At 64.0% G+C, this 19,074-nt stretch carries 18 protein-coding genes; 17 read left to right on the top strand and 1 reads right to left on the bottom strand.

All coding sequences use genetic code 11. The annotated features are described in order from the left end of the window. Window positions 1–405: 405 nt before the first annotated feature. The 8 genes from recR to AC0L2Y_RS12440 all read left to right on the top strand — a co-directional run bounded on the left by recR (window position 406) and on the right by AC0L2Y_RS12440 (window position 9,325). The gene (gene recR / locus AC0L2Y_RS12475) at window positions 406–1,011 is read left to right on the top strand and encodes a recombination mediator RecR (protein WP_473556422.1); all 606 of its coding nucleotides are present in this window, start codon (window positions 406–408) and stop codon (window positions 1,009–1,011) included. Between the two features lie 179 nt (window positions 1,012–1,190). Then, window positions 1,191–2,462 (top strand): lytic murein transglycosylase, encoded by a 1,272-nt coding sequence (locus tag AC0L2Y_RS12470; protein ID WP_473556421.1) that lies wholly within the window; start codon window positions 1,191–1,193, stop codon window positions 2,460–2,462. 201 nt (window positions 2,463–2,663) lie between these two features. Further along, window positions 2,664–4,307 carry an ABC transporter substrate-binding protein gene (locus AC0L2Y_RS12465; RefSeq protein WP_473556418.1) on the top strand — a complete coding sequence of 548 codons (1,644 nt, stop codon included), beginning with the start codon at window positions 2,664–2,666 and terminating at the stop codon, window positions 4,305–4,307. Window positions 4,308–4,325: 18 nt separating this feature from the next. Then, complete coding sequence (locus tag AC0L2Y_RS12460) at window positions 4,326–5,393, top strand: ABC transporter permease (RefSeq protein ID WP_473556416.1); 1,068 nt, start codon at window positions 4,326–4,328, stop codon at window positions 5,391–5,393. Window positions 5,394–5,406: 13 nt separating this feature from the next. Further along, window positions 5,407–6,327, top strand: a complete 921-nt coding sequence (gene nikC / locus AC0L2Y_RS12455) for a nickel transporter permease (protein WP_473556413.1) — start codon at window positions 5,407–5,409, stop codon at window positions 6,325–6,327. After that, window positions 6,324–7,157: an ABC transporter ATP-binding protein gene (locus tag AC0L2Y_RS12450; protein WP_352664307.1), complete on the top strand. Its 834-nt coding sequence runs from the start codon at window positions 6,324–6,326 to the stop codon at window positions 7,155–7,157. Before nikC ends, AC0L2Y_RS12450 begins: the two co-directional genes overlap by 4 nt. Then, on the top strand, window positions 7,154–7,903 hold the full coding sequence (locus AC0L2Y_RS12445; RefSeq protein ID WP_473556410.1) for an ABC transporter ATP-binding protein: 750 nt from the start codon (window positions 7,154–7,156) through the stop codon (window positions 7,901–7,903). Before AC0L2Y_RS12450 ends, AC0L2Y_RS12445 begins: the two co-directional genes overlap by 4 nt. A 144-nt stretch (window positions 7,904–8,047) precedes the next feature. Further along, window positions 8,048–9,325 (top strand): 4-aminobutyrate--2-oxoglutarate transaminase, encoded by a 1,278-nt coding sequence (locus AC0L2Y_RS12440; protein WP_473556408.1) that lies wholly within the window; start codon window positions 8,048–8,050, stop codon window positions 9,323–9,325. A gap of 2 nt (window positions 9,326–9,327) precedes the next feature. Here the strand turns inward: AC0L2Y_RS12440 and AC0L2Y_RS12435 are convergent, their stop codons facing one another. Continuing rightward, the gene (locus AC0L2Y_RS12435; protein ID WP_473556405.1) at window positions 9,328–10,581 is read right to left on the bottom strand and encodes an NAD(P)/FAD-dependent oxidoreductase; all 1,254 of its coding nucleotides are present in this window, start codon (window positions 10,579–10,581) and stop codon (window positions 9,328–9,330) included. 423 nt (window positions 10,582–11,004) lie between these two features. Between AC0L2Y_RS12435 and AC0L2Y_RS12430 the strand changes: the two genes are divergently transcribed. From AC0L2Y_RS12430 to olsA, 9 genes are all read left to right on the top strand, one after another. Beyond that, window positions 11,005–12,297, top strand: a complete 1,293-nt coding sequence (locus tag AC0L2Y_RS12430; RefSeq protein WP_473556449.1) for an imelysin family protein — start codon at window positions 11,005–11,007, stop codon at window positions 12,295–12,297. 54 nt (window positions 12,298–12,351) lie between these two features. Beyond that, on the top strand, window positions 12,352–12,663 hold the full coding sequence (locus AC0L2Y_RS12425; protein ID WP_023676882.1) for a (2Fe-2S)-binding protein: 312 nt from the start codon (window positions 12,352–12,354) through the stop codon (window positions 12,661–12,663). Then, complete coding sequence (gene bfr, locus AC0L2Y_RS12420) at window positions 12,629–13,114, top strand: bacterioferritin (RefSeq protein ID WP_023676883.1); 486 nt, start codon at window positions 12,629–12,631, stop codon at window positions 13,112–13,114. The genes AC0L2Y_RS12425 and bfr overlap by 35 nt, the downstream gene beginning before the upstream one ends. Window positions 13,115–13,126: 12 nt before the next feature. Further along, window positions 13,127–14,734, top strand: coding sequence for a di-heme oxidoreductase family protein (locus AC0L2Y_RS12415; protein ID WP_473556402.1), 1,608 nt, complete (start codon window positions 13,127–13,129; stop codon window positions 14,732–14,734). Beyond that, window positions 14,734–15,807 (top strand): imelysin family protein, encoded by a 1,074-nt coding sequence (locus AC0L2Y_RS12410; protein ID WP_473556398.1) that lies wholly within the window; start codon window positions 14,734–14,736, stop codon window positions 15,805–15,807. The genes AC0L2Y_RS12415 and AC0L2Y_RS12410 overlap by 1 nt, the downstream gene beginning before the upstream one ends. Before the next feature lie 2 nt (window positions 15,808–15,809). Further along, the gene (locus AC0L2Y_RS12405) at window positions 15,810–16,916 is read left to right on the top strand and encodes a DUF1513 domain-containing protein (RefSeq protein ID WP_473556396.1); all 1,107 of its coding nucleotides are present in this window, start codon (window positions 15,810–15,812) and stop codon (window positions 16,914–16,916) included. A 157-nt stretch (window positions 16,917–17,073) separates the two neighbouring features. Then, a complete protein-coding gene (tsaB, locus tag AC0L2Y_RS12400; RefSeq protein WP_352566256.1) occupies window positions 17,074–17,751 on the top strand; it encodes a tRNA (adenosine(37)-N6)-threonylcarbamoyltransferase complex dimerization subunit type 1 TsaB in 678 nt (225 codons plus the stop codon). Then, a complete protein-coding gene (rimI, locus tag AC0L2Y_RS12395) occupies window positions 17,751–18,245 on the top strand; it encodes a ribosomal protein S18-alanine N-acetyltransferase (protein WP_473556394.1) in 495 nt (164 codons plus the stop codon). The genes tsaB and rimI overlap by 1 nt, the downstream gene beginning before the upstream one ends. 21 nt (window positions 18,246–18,266) lie before the next feature. Further along, window positions 18,267–19,067, top strand: a complete 801-nt coding sequence (olsA, locus tag AC0L2Y_RS12390; protein WP_473556392.1) for a lyso-ornithine lipid O-acyltransferase — start codon at window positions 18,267–18,269, stop codon at window positions 19,065–19,067. Window positions 19,068–19,074: the final 7 nt, after the last annotated feature.

Genomic DNA, 19,074 nt, shown 5'->3' with positions numbered 1-19,074 from the left:
AATCCTCCTTCGGCTTTCCCGCCGAAATAGAATCGAGCTTCGCCGCAAAGCGCAACCCAGATGTGTGAATGCGATAGGTATAGTGACGGGGAGAAGGACGCCTTTGCCAAGGACTTCGCCAATTTCCGGCGCTGCAAAAAGGGTGCCGAGGTCGCGGTTGGCCCTTTCTCCCCGTCACTATACGGGGAGAAATGCCCGGCAGGGCAATGAGGGGCGGCGCAAACCTAAGCGATTGCCTCTTTGCGCGTTGAACAGCGCGCGTCTAGCAGTGTTCCAAAACCCGTTGAAAAATCCTAGAGCCCGATCATTCCGATAGATCGGAATGGGGCTCTATCGTCTTGTTTGATCATGATCTTTTCCGAAAACCGGTTTCCACTTTTCGGGATCATGGTCTAAACCGGTGCGATGTCGAAGCGAATCGCCGGTCCCGAGATCGAACGCCTGATCCAGCTGCTGGCCAAGGTGCCGGGGCTCGGTCCGCGTTCGGCACGGCGCGCCGCGCTCCACCTCATCAAGAAGAAGGAGCAGCTGCTGGCGCCGCTCGCTGCCGCCATGGGCGAGGCGGTCGACAAGGTGCGCATCTGCTCGACCTGCGGCAATGTCGATACCTCGGATCCATGCATGATCTGCACCGACCCGCGCCGCGACCCCACTACGCTCATCGTCGTCGAGGACGTGGCCGACCTTTGGGCGCTGGAGCGGGCGACAGCCATGAACGTGCGCTACCATGTGCTCGGCGGTACGCTGTCGCCGCTCGACGGCATTGGTCCCGATGAGCTCAACATCCGTTCGCTGGTCGATCGCGTCGCCGGCGGCGAGGTCAAGGAAGTGATCCTCGCCGTCAACGCCACCGTCGAGGGCCAGACCACAGCGCACTACCTCACCGACCAGCTTTCCGGCTTCAACATCAAGGTGACGCGCCTGGCGCATGGCGTTCCGGTCGGCGGCGAGCTCGACTATCTCGACGAAGGCACGCTGGCCGCCGCACTGCGCTCGCGGACGGTGTTTTGAGGCGAGTTGCGGGGAAGGGTAGTTCTGAGATGATTGCCTTCTGTCGCGCCCCCCTCTGTCCTGCCGGACATCTCCCCCACGAGGGGGGAGATCGGACGTCACGCCGGCTTTCGCTAACCTTCAAAGCCGGAGAAAAGGCGCCGCCGTCAAAGCTGGCAATCTCCCCCCAGGTGGGGGAGATGTCCGGCAGGACAGAGGGGGGCGCGACAGAACGTCGGCTTTGCGGATTGGCGATCTTTCTCGCAGTCCTCTTTGCCTTCCTCCTCGCCACCCCGGCCTCCGCGGCAAAGATCGACGACCAGTTCCGCGCCTGGCTTGGCAACGACCTCTGGCCCGAAGCCAAGGCCAAAGGCATCTCCAGGAAAACCTTCGATGCCGCCTTCGACGGCGTCAAGCCGAACCTCAAGCTGCCCGACCTGGTGAAGCCGGGCGAGAAGGCGACGACGCCGCAGAAACAGCACCAGGCCGAATTCGGTTCGCCCGGCGCCTATTTCGCCGAAAAGATAGTCCGTGCGGTGACCGCCGGCGGCCGCACCCGCGAGGCGGCCAATGCGAGCACACTGGCCGCGATCGAGAAACGCTACGGCGTGCCCGGCGAAGTGCTGCTGGCGATCTGGGGCCGCGAGAGCGGCTTCGGCGCGGCGAAGATGCCTTATGACGCCTTCGAAGTGCTGGGTACCAAGGCGTTCATGTCGACCAAGAAGGAATTCTTCCGCACCGAGCTCCTGGCGGCGCTCGAGATCGTCGAGCGCGGGCTTGCCCCGGTCGGTGCGATGAAATCGTCCTGGGCCGGTGCGCTCGGCCAGCCGCAGTTCATGCCGACATCGTTCCTCAAGCATGCCGTCGATTTCGACGGCGACGGTCGCACCGACATCTGGAGTTCGACGCCCGACATACTGGCCTCGATCGCCAATTATCTCGTGCATTATGGCTGGGTCAGGGGCCGCGGCTGGGGCTTCGAGGTGACGGTGCCGGACAGCGTCTCGTGCTCGCTGGAAGGTCCCGACCAGGGCAAGAAAATTTCGCAATGGGCTGGTATGGGCATCAGGCGTGTGTCGGGAAAACCGTTTCCGGCGAGCGAACTGAAGGCCGAGGGCTTTCTTTTGATGCCGGCCGGGCGCAGCGGCCCGGCCTTCATCGTCACCCCCAATTTCTACGTGCTGAAGCAGTATAACACCAGCGATCTCTATGCCCTGTTCATCGGCCATGGTGCCGATCGCATCGCCCATGGCGACAGCAATTTCTCGGGCAATTGGGGCGCGGTCGGCGGGCTCTACCGCTCCGACATCGCCGCCCTGCAGCGGGCGCTGGAGGCCAAGGGCTACGATGTCGGCAGCGCCGACGGCCTGCCCGGCTTCAAGACGCGCCGCTCGATCGGCAAATGGCAGGCCAGCAACGGCCGTTCCGCCACCTGCTTTCCCGACGCCGAGATGGTTACCGCGCTGAAATAGCCGGGTTTTCGCACCGCCGGTCTGGCCCAATCGACGGTTCTGCAAATGCTCGTTGCCGCGCTCGAAACCGCCGGATATGGTGAACCGGAACTGCACAAAAAATTGCCAAGACAACGGTCCGGGGATCACCGTTCGACGCGGCAAGAAATGCCACAACCCTGAGCCGGGAACTCAGGTCAACAAAAACAGGGAACAGTTAATATGATGATGGAAAAGTTTGCTCTACGCTCCCGCTTCTTGCTCGCGGGCGCGGCCATGTCCGCGCTGCTTCTGGCCGGTGCGCCTGCCTTCGCGGTCACGCCCGCCGACACGCTGGTCGAGGGTTTCGCCATCGACGACATCATCTCCATGGATCCGGGCGAGGCATTCGAATTGTCGACCGCCGAGATCACCGGCAACACCTACGATCTCCTGGTGCGCCTCGACCTCAGCGACACCTCGAAGGTCAAAGGCGATCTCGCCGAAAGCTGGAGCGTCTCCGACGACGGCCTGACCTACACGTTCAAGCTCAAGCCCAGCCTCAAATTCGCCTCCGGCAATCCGATCACGGCGGCGGACGTCGCCTATTCGTTCGAGCGCGCCATCAAGCTCGACAAGAGCCCGGCCTTCATCATCGGCCAGTTCGGCATCGATGGCGGCAACGTCACCGAGAAGGCCAAGGCTGTTGATGATACGACGTTCCAGTTCACCGTCGACAAGGCCTATGCGCCGAGCTTCGTGCTGAACTGCCTGTCGGCGACGGTCGCCTCGGTCGTCGACGCCAAGCTGGTCAAGGAGCATGTCGCCGCGGTCACGCCGAGCGCCGACTACAAATGGGACAATGATTTCGGCAATGCCTGGCTGAAGACCGGCTATGCCGGCTCCGGCGCTTTCAAGCTGCGCGAATGGCGAGCCAACGAGGCCGTCGTCCTCGAGCGCAACGACAATTACAACGGTGAAAAGGCAAAGCTTGCCCGGGTCATCTATCGCAACATGAAGGAAAGCTCCGGCCAGCGCCTGGCGCTGGAAGCCGGCGACATCGACGTTGCCCGCAATCTCGAGCCGAACGATCTCGACGCGATCGCCAAGAATGCCGACCTCACCACCACCTCAGCGCCGAAGGGCACGGTCTTTTACATCAGCCTCAATCAGAAGAACCCGAATCTCGCCAAGCCCGAGGTTCGCCAGGCCTTCAAATATCTGGTCGACTACGACGCCTTGAGCTCGACCATCCTCAAGGGCATCGGCGAGATCCATCAGACCTTCCTGCCCAAGGGCGTGCTCGGCGAACTGGACGAGAACCCGTTCAAGCTCGACGTCGCCAAGGCCAAGGAACTGCTTGCCAAGGCGGGCCTCGCCGACGGCTTCAGCGTTACAATGGACGTGCGCACCGGGCAGCCGACGACGGGCATGGCGGAATCGATCCAGCAGACGCTGGGACAGGCCGGCATCAAGCTGGAGATCATCCCCGGCGACGGCAAGCAGACGCTGACCAAATACCGCGCCCGCAACCACGACATCTATATCGGCCAGTGGGGCCAGGACTATTTCGACCCGAACTCCAACGCCCAGACCTTCGCCAGCAACCCCGACAATTCGGATGAAGGCAAGACCAAGACGCTGGCCTGGCGCAACGCCTGGGACATTCCGGACCTGACCAAGCAGACGGAAGCGGCCCTGCTCGAGAAGGACGCGGCAAAGCGCGCCGCAATGTACCAGGATCTTCAGAAGAAGATCCTCGACACCAGCCCCTTCGTCATCATCCACCAGCAGCTGGAAGTGGCCGGCCTGCGCAAGAACCTCAAGGGCTTTGCACTCGGCCCGAGCTTCGACACCAACTTCGTCGGCCCCGTCTCGAAGGAGTGACGGCGGCGGACGCGCCGTATGAGTGTGGCTGAAAGCGAAGTGACGGCAGGGCGCGGCGGCGCCCGCGCCGTTGCCGTGGCCTCATCGATCGCCCGGTTCCTGGTCATCGCGATAACGACTTATCTCGGTCTGCTCGCCGTGACCTTTTTCATCGGCCGCGTGATCCCGATCGACCCGGTGCTGGCGGTGCTCGGCGACCGGGCGCCGGCCAATGTCGTCGAACGCACGCGCCGCGAAATGGGCCTCGACCTGCCGCTGGTCGAGCAGTTCTACATCTATGTCAAACATGCGCTGAACGGTGATTTCGGCACCTCGGTGCTGACCACCAATCCGGTGATGACCGATATTCGCCGCGCCTTTCCCGCGACGCTCGAACTGGCGACACTGGGGACACTGATCGGTTCGGTGATCGGCGTGCCGCTCGGCGTGCTGGCCGCGGTGCGGCGCGGCAGCATCATCGACCAGGTCGTGCGCATCATCGGCCTTGTCGGCTATTCCGTGCCGATCTTCTGGCTGGGGCTGCTGGCGCTGGTGCTGTTCTACGCCAAGCTGCAATGGGTCGCCTTTCCCGGCCGCCTCGACGTCGTCTACGAATACACGTTCACGCCGATTACCGGCTTTTACCTGCTGGATGCACTCTGGCAGCGGCAGTGGGACGTATTTGCCGATGCCTTCCGCCACATCATCCTGCCTGCCTCGCTGCTCGGCTATTTCTCGCTCGCCTACATCAGCCGCATGACGCGCTCCTTCATGCTGAACGAACTCACCCAGGAATACATCGTTGCGGCGCGCGCCAAGGGCCTGTCGGAAACGCGCATCATCTGGGGCCATGCGCTGCGCAACGCCGCGGTGCCGATGGTTACGGTGATCGCTCTGTCCTATGCCGGGCTGCTGGAAGGCTCGGTGCTGACCGAGACGGTGTTTTCGTGGCCGGGCATCGGCCTCTACATCACCAACTCGCTGCAGAACGCCGACATGAACGCCGTGCTTGGCGGAACCATCATCATCGGCTCGGTCTTCATCGGCATCAATCTTTTGTCCGACCTGCTCTACCGGGTGCTCGACCCAAGGACCAAGGCAGCATGAGGACCAAGGCAGGATGAGCGCAGAAGCGATTCAAACCCGCCGCGACTGGCTGCTCAGCGAGCGGCCGGCGTCGCGCGTGCAGGCAAGGCTCGGCCGCGCCTATGTGGCCTGGCGGCGCTTCTCCGCCAACCGGCTGGCGTTTCTCGGCCTGCTCATCATCATCGCCTTGTTGTTGGTCGCAGCCTTCGCCGATGTGCTGGCGCCCTATTCGCCGACATTCGGCGACCTCAAGGGCTCGCGGCTGCTGGCGCCAAGTGCGGCGCACTGGTTCGGCACCGACGATCTCGGCCGCGATATCTATTCGCGCATCATCTTCGGCTCGCGCTGGACACTATACGTCGTTGTTCTGGTTGCCATCATCGCCGCGCCCATCGGCCTGCTGGTTGGCACCGTCGCCGGTTACTCCGGCGGCTGGACCGATGCGATCCTGATGCGCATCACCGACATCTTTCTCGCCTTTCCGAAGCTGATCCTGGCGCTGGCCTTCGTCGCCGCACTCGGCCCTGGCATCGAAAACGCCGTGCTTGCTATCGCCATCACCTCGTGGCCGCCCTATGCCCGCATCGCGCGCGCCGAAACGCTGACGGTGCGCAATTCCGATTACATCAAGGCCGTTCAACTGATGGGCGCCTCGCCGTTCCGCATCGTGCTTCGCCACATCATGCCGCTCTGCATCTCCTCGCTGATCATCAGGGTGACGCTCGACATGGCCGGCATCATCCTGACCGCCGCCGGCCTCGGCTTCCTCGGCCTCGGCGCGCAGCCGCCGCTGCCTGAATGGGGCGCGATGATCGCATCGGGCCGCCGCTTCGTGCTCGATCAGTGGTGGGTTGCAGGCGCGCCGGGCTTTGCCATCCTCATCGTCAGCCTCGGCTTCAACCTGCTCGGCGACGGCCTGCGCGACGCGCTCGATCCCCGAAGCGGCGACCAATGAGCACACTTCTCGAAGTCGACGACCTGCGCGTCACCTTCCCGACGCGCACCGGCCTGATCGAGGCGGTGCGCGGCGTTTCGTTCTCGCTCGGCCGCGAGCGGCTCGGCATCGTCGGCGAGAGCGGTTCGGGCAAGTCGCAGACCGGCCGCGCCATCATGGGCGTCACCCCGCCGCAGGCCGAGGTGACCGCGAAGACGCTCGCTTTTGACGGCATCGACCTGCTGGCCGCCTCGCCGCGCGAGCGCCGCGCGCTGCGCGGCAAGCGTATCGCCATGATCCTGCAGGATCCGAAATATTCGCTCGACCCGGTGATGAGCATCGGCCGCCAGATCGTCGAGACGCTGCGTACGCATGAGAAGGTCTCCAGGGCCGAAGCCCGCGACCGCGCGCTGGCCATGCTGGAGGCTGTGCAGATCCGCGATCCGGCCCGTGTCTTCGACCTGCATCCGCACGAGGTTTCCGGCGGCATGGGCCAGCGCGCCATGATCGCCATGATGCTGATCGCCGGGCCTGAAATGATGATCGCCGACGAGCCGACCTCGGCGCTCGACGTCACCGTGCAGCTCGACGTGCTCGGCATCCTCGACCGGCTCGTCAGCGAGCGCGGCATGGGGCTGATCTTCATCTCGCACGACCTGCGCCTGGTCTCGTCTTTCTGCGATCGTGTCATCGTCATGTATGCCGGCAAGGTGGTCGAACAGCTCAAGGCCTCCGAGCTCGGCCGTGCCCAGCATCCCTATACGCGCGGCCTGCTCAACTGCATGCCCAAGATCGGCGCCGACCGCCACCCGCTGCCGGTACTCGACCGCAAGCCGGAGTGGGCGGCATGACGGCAGCCCTTTCCGTCGACAGGCTGGAGGTGATGTTCGACCGCTTCCGCGCGCTGAAAGGCGTCAGCCTCGAGGTGCAATCCGGTGAATCGTTCGGCCTCGTCGGCGAGTCCGGCTCCGGCAAGTCGACGCTGCTCAGGGCAATCGCCGGCCTGGCGCCCGCCGCATCGGGCACTATTGCCGTCAACGGCAAAACGCTCGGCGCGCGCCGCGACAAGGCGTTTTACCGCGAGGTGCAGATGGTGTTCCAGGACCCGTACGGCTCGCTGCACCCGCGCCAGACCGTCGACCGCCTGCTGCAGGAGCCGCTCGCCATTCACGGCTTTGCCGACGGCGAAAAGCGCATCCAGCGGGCGCTGGACGAGGTCGGCCTGGGCACCGGTTTCCGGTTCCGCTATTCGCATCAATTGTCGGGCGGCCAGCGCCAGCGCGTGGCGATCGCCCGTGCCCTGATCCTGGAACCGTCGATCCTGCTGCTCGACGAGCCGACCTCCGCGCTCGACGCTTCGGTGCAGGCGGAGGTGCTGAACCTGCTGGAGGAGATCCGGCGGCGGCGCAAGCTGGCCTTCCTGATGGTCAGCCACGACCTAGCCATCATCACCCACATGTGCGAGCGGCTGATGGTGATGCAGAACGGCGAAGCGGTCGAGCACCTCACCGCCGGCGATCTCGTCGAGCGCCGCGTCACCGAGGACTACACGCGCAATCTGCTTCGGGCGAGCGAAGGATTTGTCAGGACGGCATGAGCGGCGGGCGTTCGGCTGCCGACACCGGCATCGGCAGGCCCAATCGCCCGGCGATGCTGCCAACTTGAGGAAAACCTGAAATAAGCTCAGAAGAGTCTCGACAGCCATCAAACGAGAGCGGGCGCCGGCCCGGTGAGGGATACGATGACAAATTCAGCCATTTCCGAACGCAAGAGCCAGTCGATTTCGCGCGGCGTCGGCATGACCACGCAGATCTATGCCGATCGCGCCGAAAACTCGGAGATCTGGGATGTGGAAGGCCGCCGCTACATCGATTTCTCGTCCGGCATCGCTGTCGTCAACACCGGCCACCGTCATCCGAAGGTGATCGAAGCGGTCAAGGCGCAGCTCGACCGCTTCACCCACACCTGCTACCAGGTCGTGCCCTATGAGAGCTATATCAGGCTGGCCGAACGGCTGAACGGCATGCTGCCCGGCAAGTTCGACAAGAAGACGATTTTCGTCACCACCGGCGCCGAGGCGGTGGAGAATGCCATCAAGATTGCCCGCAACGCCACCGGCCGGCCGGCGGTCATCGCTTTTTCCGGCGGCTTTCACGGCCGCACCTTCATGGGCATGGCGCTGACCGGCAAGGTCGTGCCCTACAAGGTGGGCTTCGGCGCCATGCCGGCGGATGTCTTCCATGCGCCGTTCCCGGTGGCGCTGCACGGCGTGTCGGTCGCTGATTCGCTGGCTGCGCTCGACCGGCTGTTCAAGGCCGACGTCGATCCGGCCCGCGTCGCCGCGATCATCGTCGAGCCGGTGCAGGGCGAGGGCGGCTTCTACGAGGCGCCACGCGACTTCGTGACCGCATTGCGCAAGATCTGCGACCAGCACGGCATGCTGCTGATCGCCGACGAGGTGCAGACCGGCTTTGCCCGCACCGGCAAGATGTTCGCCATGGACCACCATGAGGTGGCAGCCGACATCACCACCATGGCCAAGAGCCTGGCCGGTGGCTTCCCGCTGGCGGCGGTCACCGGGCGTGCCGAGATCATGGATGCGCCGAACCCCGGCGGGCTCGGCGGCACCTATGGCGGCAGCCCGATCGGCGTTGCCGCGGCGCATGCCGTGCTTGACGTCATCGACGAAGAGAAGCTCTGCGACCGCGCCAACACGCTGGGCAACCGTCTGAAGCAGCGCCTGCAATCGATCCGCGACGAAGCGCCGGAGATCGTCGATATCAGAGGCCCCGGCTTCATGAACGCGGTCGAGTTCAACGATGTTAAGAAGGGCTTGCCGTCGCCGGAACTCGCCAATGCGGTCCGGCTGAAGGCGCTCGACAAGGGCCTGATCCTGCTCACCTGCGGCGTCTACGGCAACGTCATCCGCTTCCTCGCGCCGATCACCATCCAGGATGGCGTCATGAACGAGGCGCTCGACATCCTGGAAAGCTCGATCCGCGAAGCCCGCCTCGCCTAGAGCTATCCCGCCGCTCTTGCAGGCTCTGCCTGCTCGAAGGCGGCGAGCGCCGCCTTCAGCCCGTCGGCCCCGGCCGCGACAGTCTGCGGCGACGGCGAAAAGCCGGCGCCGAGCATCTTGCGGCCAAGCATATGGTCGCCCGGCCGATTGACCGACTCGATGCCAAGTAGCCGGCTTCCGGCGTAGTGGTAGATCGAGAATTTGTTCTCGGCCACGTCGCCCAGCACGACATGGCTGTCGCCGCCCGAAATCAGGCCGACCATCTGCAGCTTCATGTCGCCGATATCGGACCAGAACCACGGCACCGCCGAATAATTTTCGGCATGGCCGACGATGGTCCGAGCGGCGAGCCGCGCCTGGTCTGTGGCGTTCTGCACCGATTCCAGCCGCACCTCGCCGCCGGTGAACCAGTGCCGGTAGGAGGCGGCGTCGCCGATAGCGAGGATTTCCGGCACCGATGTACGCATCTGCTGGTCGACGCGGATGCCGTTGGCGATGGCAATGCCGGCGGCTTCGGCCAATTCGACATTCGGCACGACGCCGATGCCGATGACGACCATCTGCGCCGGCAATTTTTCGCCGGATGAGGTGATTGCAGCCGAAACACGGCCGTTCTCGCCCTCCAGCCGTTCGATGGTGGTGCCGGTAAGGATGCGCACACCGGTGGCTTCCAGCCGCTGGCGCACATGGCCGGCGATGACCGGCGCCACGGCGCGGCCGAGCAGCCGGTCGACCGCTTCGACCACGGTGACCTTACGGCCGGCCGCGGTGAGCGTCGCGGCAATCTCCAGGCCGATGAAGCCGCCGCCGAGGATGACGACCTCCTCGCTCTGCGCGCTCAATTCGCGGATCAGGCGGGCATCGCCGAGCGAGCGCAGCGACACAACGCCGGAAAGCTCCGAACCCGGCAGCGGCAGCAGGCGCGGCCGCGCGCCGGTGGCGAGGATCAGCCGCTCGAACGGCAACACGCCGCCGCCCGATATCTCCAGCCTGCGGCCGCCTACATCGATGCGCTCGATCCGGATGCCTGGCCGGTAGTCGATGGCGCTGCCGGTATAAAAAGCCTCGCCGCGCAACGGCTGCGGCTTTGCTTGCTGATCCTTGATGAAGGTCTTCGACAGCGGCGGCTTGTGGTAGGGCAATTCGTTTTCATCGCCGACCAGGATCACCGGGGCATCATAGCCCTCTTCGCGCAGGCTGGCGGCCGCTTGCACGCCCGCATGACCCGCACCGACAATGACGACCCCGTTCTTCATAACAGCCCGATTCCTCATCCAAATCTAGGACGTCCCGCCAAGTGGCGATTGTCCGGCGCCGCCGCAAGAGCGCCGATCCGGGTCGCACCCGGAACGGCCGCCTGTCAACTGCGTCATGCGCCGGCATTCCTCATACGTCGGTGTTAAAGTTGACAGTTCTAGTTTAGAATAATTCTAAACTGTTGTTTCAATTGAATTTTTTCTCCGCCGCCAGTTGACATCCGGCGTCTTCGCCGTTTTATGGAAGCTCGCGCGTCAGCGCATCCCTTTGATGTCTGGGCCTTGAACCCTTTCGATTGGAGGCATTTCGGTGTCTTTCTTCCGCGAACCGCGCGATGGCGCGACCCTTCTTTGCCCGCTGGCAGCTGCCCGCCGCGGCGCCGGTATTTCATTGATTCCCGAGGAGAGACAGTCATGAGAACGATGATCACGGCACGGTATGGCGGCAGGCTAGCGGCGATCGGCGCCACCGCGATGCTTACAGCAGCGGTGTTCGTGCTGCCGGCGAAGGCGCAAACCGATGCCAAGGCGGTCATCAAGACTTATTCCGATATTGCGCTCGCCAAATACGAGGATTCGCTGATCACCGCCGAAGCGCTCGACAAGGCCGTCGACGCGCTGCTCGCCAAGCCATCCGCCGAAACGCTGAACGCCGCGCGCGAGGCCTGGAAGGCGTCGCGCGTTCCCTATCAGCAGACCGAAGTCTATCGCTTCGGCAATGCCATCGTCGACGACTGGGAAGGCAAGGTGAACTCCTGGCCGCTCGACGAGGGCTTGATCGACTATGTCGCCAAGAGCTACGGCACCGAGTCGGACGCCAACGCGCTCTATACCGCCAATGTGATCGCCAACAAGTCGATCGAGATCAACGGCAAGAAGGTCGACGCCGCCAATCTGACGCCGGAGTTCCTCTCCGGCACGCTGCAGGAAGCCGGCGGTATCGAGGCCAATGTGGCGACCGGCTATCACGCCATCGAATTCCTGCTTTGGGGGCAAGACCTGCACGGCACCGGCCCGGGCGCCGGCGGGCGGCCCTACACCGATTACGACCTCACCAATTGCACCGGCGGCAATTGCGACCGCCGGGCGCAGTACCTGAAATCGGCGAGCGACCTTCTGGTTTCCGATCTAAAGGATATGGTCGACGACTGGAAGGAAGGCGGCGCCGCCCGCAAGAACCTTGTCGATGGCGAGCCGAACGCCGCCATTTCGATCATCTTCACCGGCATGGGGTCGCTGTCCTATGGCGAGCTCGCCGGCGAGCGGATGAAGCTCGGCCTCTTGCTGCACGATCCGGAAGAGGAGCACGATTGCTTCTCCGACAACACCTACAACTCCCATCTTTATGACGCGATCGGCATCCGTGCCGCCTATCACGGCAGCTACACGCGGCTTGACGGCACGGTCGTCGAGGGGCCGTCGGTGGCCGACATGGTCAGGCAAGCCGATCCGGCGATCGACAAGGAATTGTCGGCTAAGCTGGACGTCACCGTCGCCAAGATGGAGGCCATCAAGGCGCGGGCACTTGCCGGCGAGGCCTATGACCAGCAGATCGGAGAAGGCAACACGGAAGGCAATGCCACCGTGCAGGCGGCGATCGACGCGCTGGTCGATCAGACCAAGTCGATCGAACGCGCCGTCGGTACCCTGAAGCTCAATGCCATAGCCTTCGAGGGCTCGGACAGCCTCGACTCACCGGACAAGGTGTTCCAGTAAACTTCGAACCACCAGCCACGCGGCGCAACGAAGCGCCGTCAGCCAGAGCGACAAATGCTGATCTGCCATTGCAACATCATCACCGAAAAGGAGATAGAGCAGACGATCGTCGGACTGCTGGATGAGGACCCCTGGCAGCTTATCGTGCCGGCGAAGGTCTATCATGCCATGCACAAGCGCGGTCGCTGTTGCGGCTGCTTCCCAAATGTGGTCGAAACGATCATTCGGGTCACCGAAAATTACCATGCCCGCTCGGCGGCGAGCGGCGTGGACATCGTTTCACACCTGGATCGCGTCAGAGGCCTGCGCGTCCAATACGGGAGCAGAACCCATGAAAGGCGAACAGCAGATCATAGAGCGGCTTAACGAGGCTCTGTTTCTGGAACTTGGGGCGGTCAATCAATACTGGGTGCATTTCCGGCTGCTGGAAGACTGGGGATACGCCAAGCTGGCGAAGAAGGAACGCGCTGAATCGATCGAGGAAATGCACCATGCCGACCGGCTCGTGGCGCGCATCATCTTCCTCGAGGGCCATCCGAACCTGCAGTCCGTGGCGCCGCTGCGCATCGGGCAGAATGTCAAGGAAGTGCTCGAATCCGATCTTGCCGGCGAATATGACGCGCGCACCGCCTACAAGCGTTCGCGCGAGGTTTGCAACGAAGCAGGCGACTACGTGACGATGAAGCTGTTCGAGGAATTGCTGGCTGACGAGGAAGGTCACATCGACTTCCTCGAGACGCAACTCGACCTGCTCGCCTCGATCGGCGAGGAAAAATACGGCCAACTCAACGCGGCATCGGCCGACGAGGCGGAATAAGGATATGCGGGAATGCGGCGCCCCCTAGAGTTCATGCGCCGCTTGCGGCCGGCCGAAGGTTGCGGCCTGCCGCCTCAGAAGAAGCTGCGATACGGTATCCTTCGCGGCGCCTTTCTTGCCGTGGTGGCGACGCTCACGGCCTCGGCGCTGGCCGGGGCGCCGCAACCGGCGGGGCTTGCCACCAGCCGCACCGATCTGACGCCGAAGGATCTGGCGCGCGTCATCGCCATCACCAGGCCGACCGGCGATTTCTCCAAGCCCGAGCAATTCGAGCTGATGCAGGGCGGCGCCGGCACCTCGAAGAAGGACGTCAACAAGGACGCCTTCTCGCAATCCTCCGCCAACATCAGCTTCGAGGAAGAGGGCACCTTCAAGCTCGGCAACGCCATTTTCCGCAAGAACTGGGTGTCGTCGCCATCCTCGACACAGGCCTCGGATGGGCTCGGTCCGCTGTTCAACGAGCGCGCCTGCCAGAACTGCCATCTGAAGGACGGCCGCGGCCATCCGCCCGAAGGCGACAGCGGCACCACCTCGATGTTCCTGCGCCTGGCAAGGGAAGCCAGTACCGGTGAGGAGAAAGCCGCGCTCGCCGATCACAAGGTGCTCAACTTCCCCGACCCGGTCTACGGCACGCAATTGCAGGAATTGGCGGTACCCGGCCTGCAGGGCGAAGGCAGGATGCATGTCGATTATCAGGAGCAAAAAGTAAAACTGGCGGACGGCAGCACGGTGTCGCTGCGCAAGCCGAGCTATTCGGTCGAGGGTCTCGCCTACGGGCCGCTCGATCCACACACCACGCTGTCGCCGCGCATGACGCCGCCGATGATCGGCCTTGGCCTGGTCGAGCAGATCGCTCCTGCCGACATCCTTGCGCGTGCCGATGCGACCGACCGCGATGGTGACGGGATTTCCGGCAGGCCCAATATAATTCGCGACGGCAGCAGCGGTGAACTGACGCTCGGCCGTTTCGGCTGGAAGGCGCAGGCGGCATCGATCCGCCAGCAATCGGCGGACGCTTTTGCCGGCGATATCGGTATTTCGACGCCTGAGGTGCCGAAGCACTGGGGCGATTGCAGCGCCGCGGAAAAGACCTGCCTTGCCCTACCCAACGGTGTGCAAGAGCGCCTCGGTCCGGTTGAAGCTCCACCGCCGGTCATGGACCTCGTGACCTTCTATTCGCAAAACCTTGCCGTGCCGGCTCGGCGCGATCTCGACAGCCCGGACGTGCTCGCCGGCAAAAAACTGTTCTACGATATGGGCTGCATCTCCTGCCATACGCCGAAATTCGTCACCCGTCGCGGCACCCCGAACAAGGCGCAGGCCTTCCAGCTGATCTGGCCTTATTCCGATTTCCTGCTGCATGACATGGGACCCGGTCTTGCCGACGGACAGGCGGTGGGCGAGGCCACCGGAAGCGAATGGCGCACGCCGCCGCTGTGGGGCATCGGGCTCACCCAGACCGTCAGCGGCAACATCTTCTTCCTGCATGACGGGCGCGCACGCAGCCTGGCCGAGGCAATCCTGTGGCATGGCGGCGAGGGCCAGAAGGCGCGTGACCGCTTTGCCGCTGCCGAAGCGGCCGACCGCGCCGCGCTGATCAAGTTCCTGGAGTCGCTCTGATGCGGAAGCGTCTTGCACTCGCTCTGATGCTGGTCCTCGCCGGTGCGCTGCCGGCATCCGCGGCGGTGAAGGCTTCGGATGTGATCCAGCGGGCGATCGACGGCTTCATCCGCCCGGCCTATGCCAGGCTGCATGACCATGCGGACAGCTTGACCGAGGCAATGCACACGCTTTGCCAGACGCCCTTGCAAGACAATCTCGATGCGGCGCGCGCCGAATTCTCGGGTGTCGTGGATGCCTGGTCGGTGGTGGAAATCATCCGTTTCGGGCCGATCGCGGAAAACAACCGGCTTGAGCGCATGCTGTTTTGGCCGGACCGCAAGAGCATCGGCCTGAAGCAGGTGCAGGCAGCACTTGCCGGTAAGGATCCGACCGCCGCCGATCTGGCCCAGCTGGCGACAAAGAGCGTCGCCATGCAAGGGCTCGGCGCACTGGAATTCGTCCTCTACGGCGACGGCGCCGGTCAATTGGCCGGCAGGGACGACGCCTATCGCTGCGCCTACGGTGCGGCCATCGCCGGCAATGTCGAGGCAATCGCCGGCGAGGTCAGCGACGCCTGGAACAAGCCCGACGGCTTTGCCGCGTTCTGGGCCAATCCCGGTCCGCAGAACGCGCTCTACCACAACGGCACTGAAGCGGTGACGGAACTGGTCGGCGTCTTCATCAACGAACTGGAAATGGTCCGCGACGTACGCCTGAAGGGCTTCCTGGGTGCCAAGCCGGAGGCCGATAAACCGAAACAGGCGATCTATTGGCGCTCGCAAAACACCGCCCGCTCGCTGACCGGGAATCTGGCGGGCATGGACGCGCTGTTCCAGGCCTCGCAGCTTGGCGACGCGCTGCCGCCCGATGCGCGCTGGATGGCGGAATCGGTTCACATCCAGCTCACCAACGGGATCGAGGCGGCCAAGGCGATCAGAGGACCGATCGACAAGGCACTTGCCGATCCGGCGCTGCGCCGGAAGCTCGACTATTTCTCACTGGTGACATCCAGCCTGACGACCCTGATCGGCACCAGGCTGACCACCGAATTCGGCCTGACCGCCGGGTTCTCGTCTCTGGATGGCGACTGATCATGAGGACGCCGCTGATCGATCGGCGCGATTTCCTGAGGGCCGCGGGCGCTGGTCTCGTCGCGGCGATGGCGCCGTCGGCATGGGCAAAGACACTCGACGCCGAGGCGGTCTTCGCCACCGCTTTCGTCAAGCGCGACGGCAGCTATGGCGCGGCCGTCCTGTCCGAGGCCGGCAAGTTGTTGCACACGATCGATCTGCCCCATCGAGGCCACGACGTTACCTTCGACCCGGTGTCTAAGCGCTCGGTGGTGTTTGCCAGGCAGCCGGGCACCTTTGCTGTCGTCTTCGACCATACCGGCCGCGATGAACCGCGCACCATTGCCAGCGTTGCCGGCCGGCATTTCTTCGGCCACGGCGTGTTCTCGGCCGACGGTGCGCTGCTTTACGCAACCGAGAACGATTTCGACAATGCCGCCGGCGTCGTCGGCGTCTATGACGCGCATGCGAAATTCAAGCGCATCGGCGAGTTCCCGACCTACGGCACGGGCCCGCACGAGCTTTTGCTGCTTTCCGATGGCAGGACGATTGCTGTGGCCAATGGCGGCATCGAGACGCATCCGGATTATGGCCGCGCCGAGCTCAACATCGCAACGATGAAGCCTTCCTATGTTCTGGTCGACCGCCTTACCGGCGATCTCATCGAAAAGCACGAATTGCCGCCGGCCCTGCACCAACTGTCGATCCGCCATATGGATGCCGACCGCTCCGGCACCGTCTGGTTCGGCTGTCAGTACAGGGGGCCGGGTACCGATCGTCCCCCGCTGGTCGGCCGCGCGGCGCGCGGCATGGACTTGAAATTGCTCGACATGTCGCAGGACGTGCTCTCCGGCTTCAGGAACTATATCGGCTCGGTCGCCGCCAATCCTGCCGCCGGCACCATCGCCGTGTCTTCGCCTGAAGGGAATTCGCTTGCCGTGATCGACGCGGCCAGCGGCCGCATCGTCGCCACCAAGGTGCTGGTCGAGGTCTGCGGCGTTGCACCCGATGCGGAAAGTTTCATGGCGACGACCGGCGCCGGCGAAATCGTCGAGGCCGGTGGCTCGATACGTTCCGAGCCGGACTATGTCTGGGACAATCACGTGGTGCGTATCGAGCAGGTCGGCTAAGTCCCGATACTTATTGTGGCGATTGCGTGCGTTGAAACTTACATTTTGGCCCGCGCCGAAGCCAGGGCGCCTGACGATTTATCCATTATTCCCTTGCGGGGATCAGCCCTGGCGGGCAGAGGGAACTTGTTTCGAAACTGTCTCAACCGGCCGCTTCATGAAATTGCTTGCCATCGACTGTGCCGCCAATCTCTGCGCCGCCTGCGTCTACGACGCGGCGGCCGGGAAAGAGCTCGGCCGTTCGGTGCACGATCTCGGTAAGGGCCATGCTGAGCATCTAATGGGTGTCATCGAAGGGGCATTGAAGGCGGCGGGAACGGAATTTACCGGCCTCGGCGCCATTGCCGTTTCCACCGGTCCGGGCTCCTTCACCGGTCTGCGCGTCGGCGTCTCGGCGGCGCGCGGCCTTGCGCTGGCGCTGAAAATCCCGGCGATCGGCGTGACGACTCTGGAAGCACTGGCGGCGCAAGCGAGAGTAACGTTTCCCGGCCGCGCCGTTCTCGCCGCGCTCGATGCAGGGCGCGAGGAAATCCATGCGGCACTTTACGATGAAGCATCCGTTTTGATTTACGGTCCCTCGGTGACCACGCTCTCGCAAGCCGCCGCCATCGCGGTCGACTGCTCTGCGGTTCTTGCCGGCACCGCGACGTCGCAAATTGCCGCCTCGGTCGGGCGCGCTTTTGACACCGGCCCGGTAGGGGCCACCGCCGACATCGCCGTCTATGCCCGGCTGGCGACTGCTAAAGACGATGGTGAAAAGCCGAAGCCGTTGTATTTGCGCGGCGCGGACGCCAAGCCGCAGGCCGGCTTTGTTTTGTCGAGGCAAAAAAACTGATGCGCATTCCCTTCCTCCAGCCGCGTCGCAGGGACTACGCGATCGAGCCGCTGACGATTGCCGACAGCACGGCAATGTCGGTGCTGCATCGCGAGGATTTCGCGCGGCCGTGGACCGACGACGAATTCGCCGCGCTGCTCGAGCAGGACACGGTGTTCGGCTATGCCGCGCGCGAGACCGGACAGGGCGCCAAGCCGCCGGTCGGCTTTGTGCTGGCGCGGCTGGCGGCCGGCGAGGGGGAGATCCTGACGGTCGCGGTGGCACGCTCGCATCGGCGCCGGGGGCTCGGCTGGCAATTGATGGATGCGGTGCTGCGTGAACTGCACGCACAGCGCGCCGAGGCGCTTTTCCTCGAGGTCGACGAGATCAATGTCGCCGCGATTGCGCTCTACCGGCGGCTCGGCTTCCGCGAGGTCGGCAAGCGCGCCAACTATTACAAGTCGCCGGAACACGGCCCGACCGGCGCGCTTGTTATGCGCCGCGATCTTCGCTAGCCAAACGCCGGGGTGGTGCGGATGATCGGAAAAATCAGGATTTTCCTGGCGCTTGGGTTGGTTGTCGTCGGCTCCTTGGTGCTTGTGCCGCTGCAGGTCCTGTCGATGAAGACCGGGTTCTGGCGCGAGACCTTCATCCTGAAGATCTGGCACAGGATGATCGTCAGGGCGCTGGGGCTGCGCATCCATGTCAAGGGGGCGCTGTCCGGCCAGCGCCCATTGCTGGTTGCCGCCAACCACATCTCCTGGACCGACATCATGGTGCTGGGGTCGATGGTCGACGTGACGTTCATCGCCAGGGCCGACATGGCCGGCTGGCCGCTGATCGGCATGCTGTCGAAGCTGCAGCGCACCGTCTTCATCGAACGTGAGCGCAAACGTTCATCGGGCGACCAGGCGAGCGAGATCGCCGCCCGCATGGCCAAGGGCGACGCCATGGTGCTGTTCGCCGAAGGCTCGACCGGCGACGGCAACATGATCCTGCCGTTCAAGAGCACGCTGTTCGGCGCCGCGACAATGGCGATTGCTGAAGGGGCGGCCGAACAGGTCTTCATCCAGCCGGTGGCGATCGTCTATACGCGCCTGCATGGCGTGCCGCTCGGCCGCCGGCATCGGCCGGTTGCCGCCTGGATTGGCGATGAGGAGCTGATGCCGCACCTCAAGGTGCTGATGGCTGAGGGCGCCCTCGACGTCGAGGTGCATTTTGGCGAGGCGATTGCTTTCTCCAAGGGCTCCAGCCGCAAGGAGACGGCAAAGCAGATGGAACGCCAGGTGCGCGAGATGGTGCAGGCAGCGCTCGCCGAACCGCGCCCAAGCCGGTAGTCTGCGC

Source organism: Mesorhizobium sp. WSM4830 (assembly GCF_055811495.1).
The sequence above is the reverse complement of the archived record's forward strand: the minus strand, read 5'-3'. Positions and strand labels throughout refer to the sequence as shown.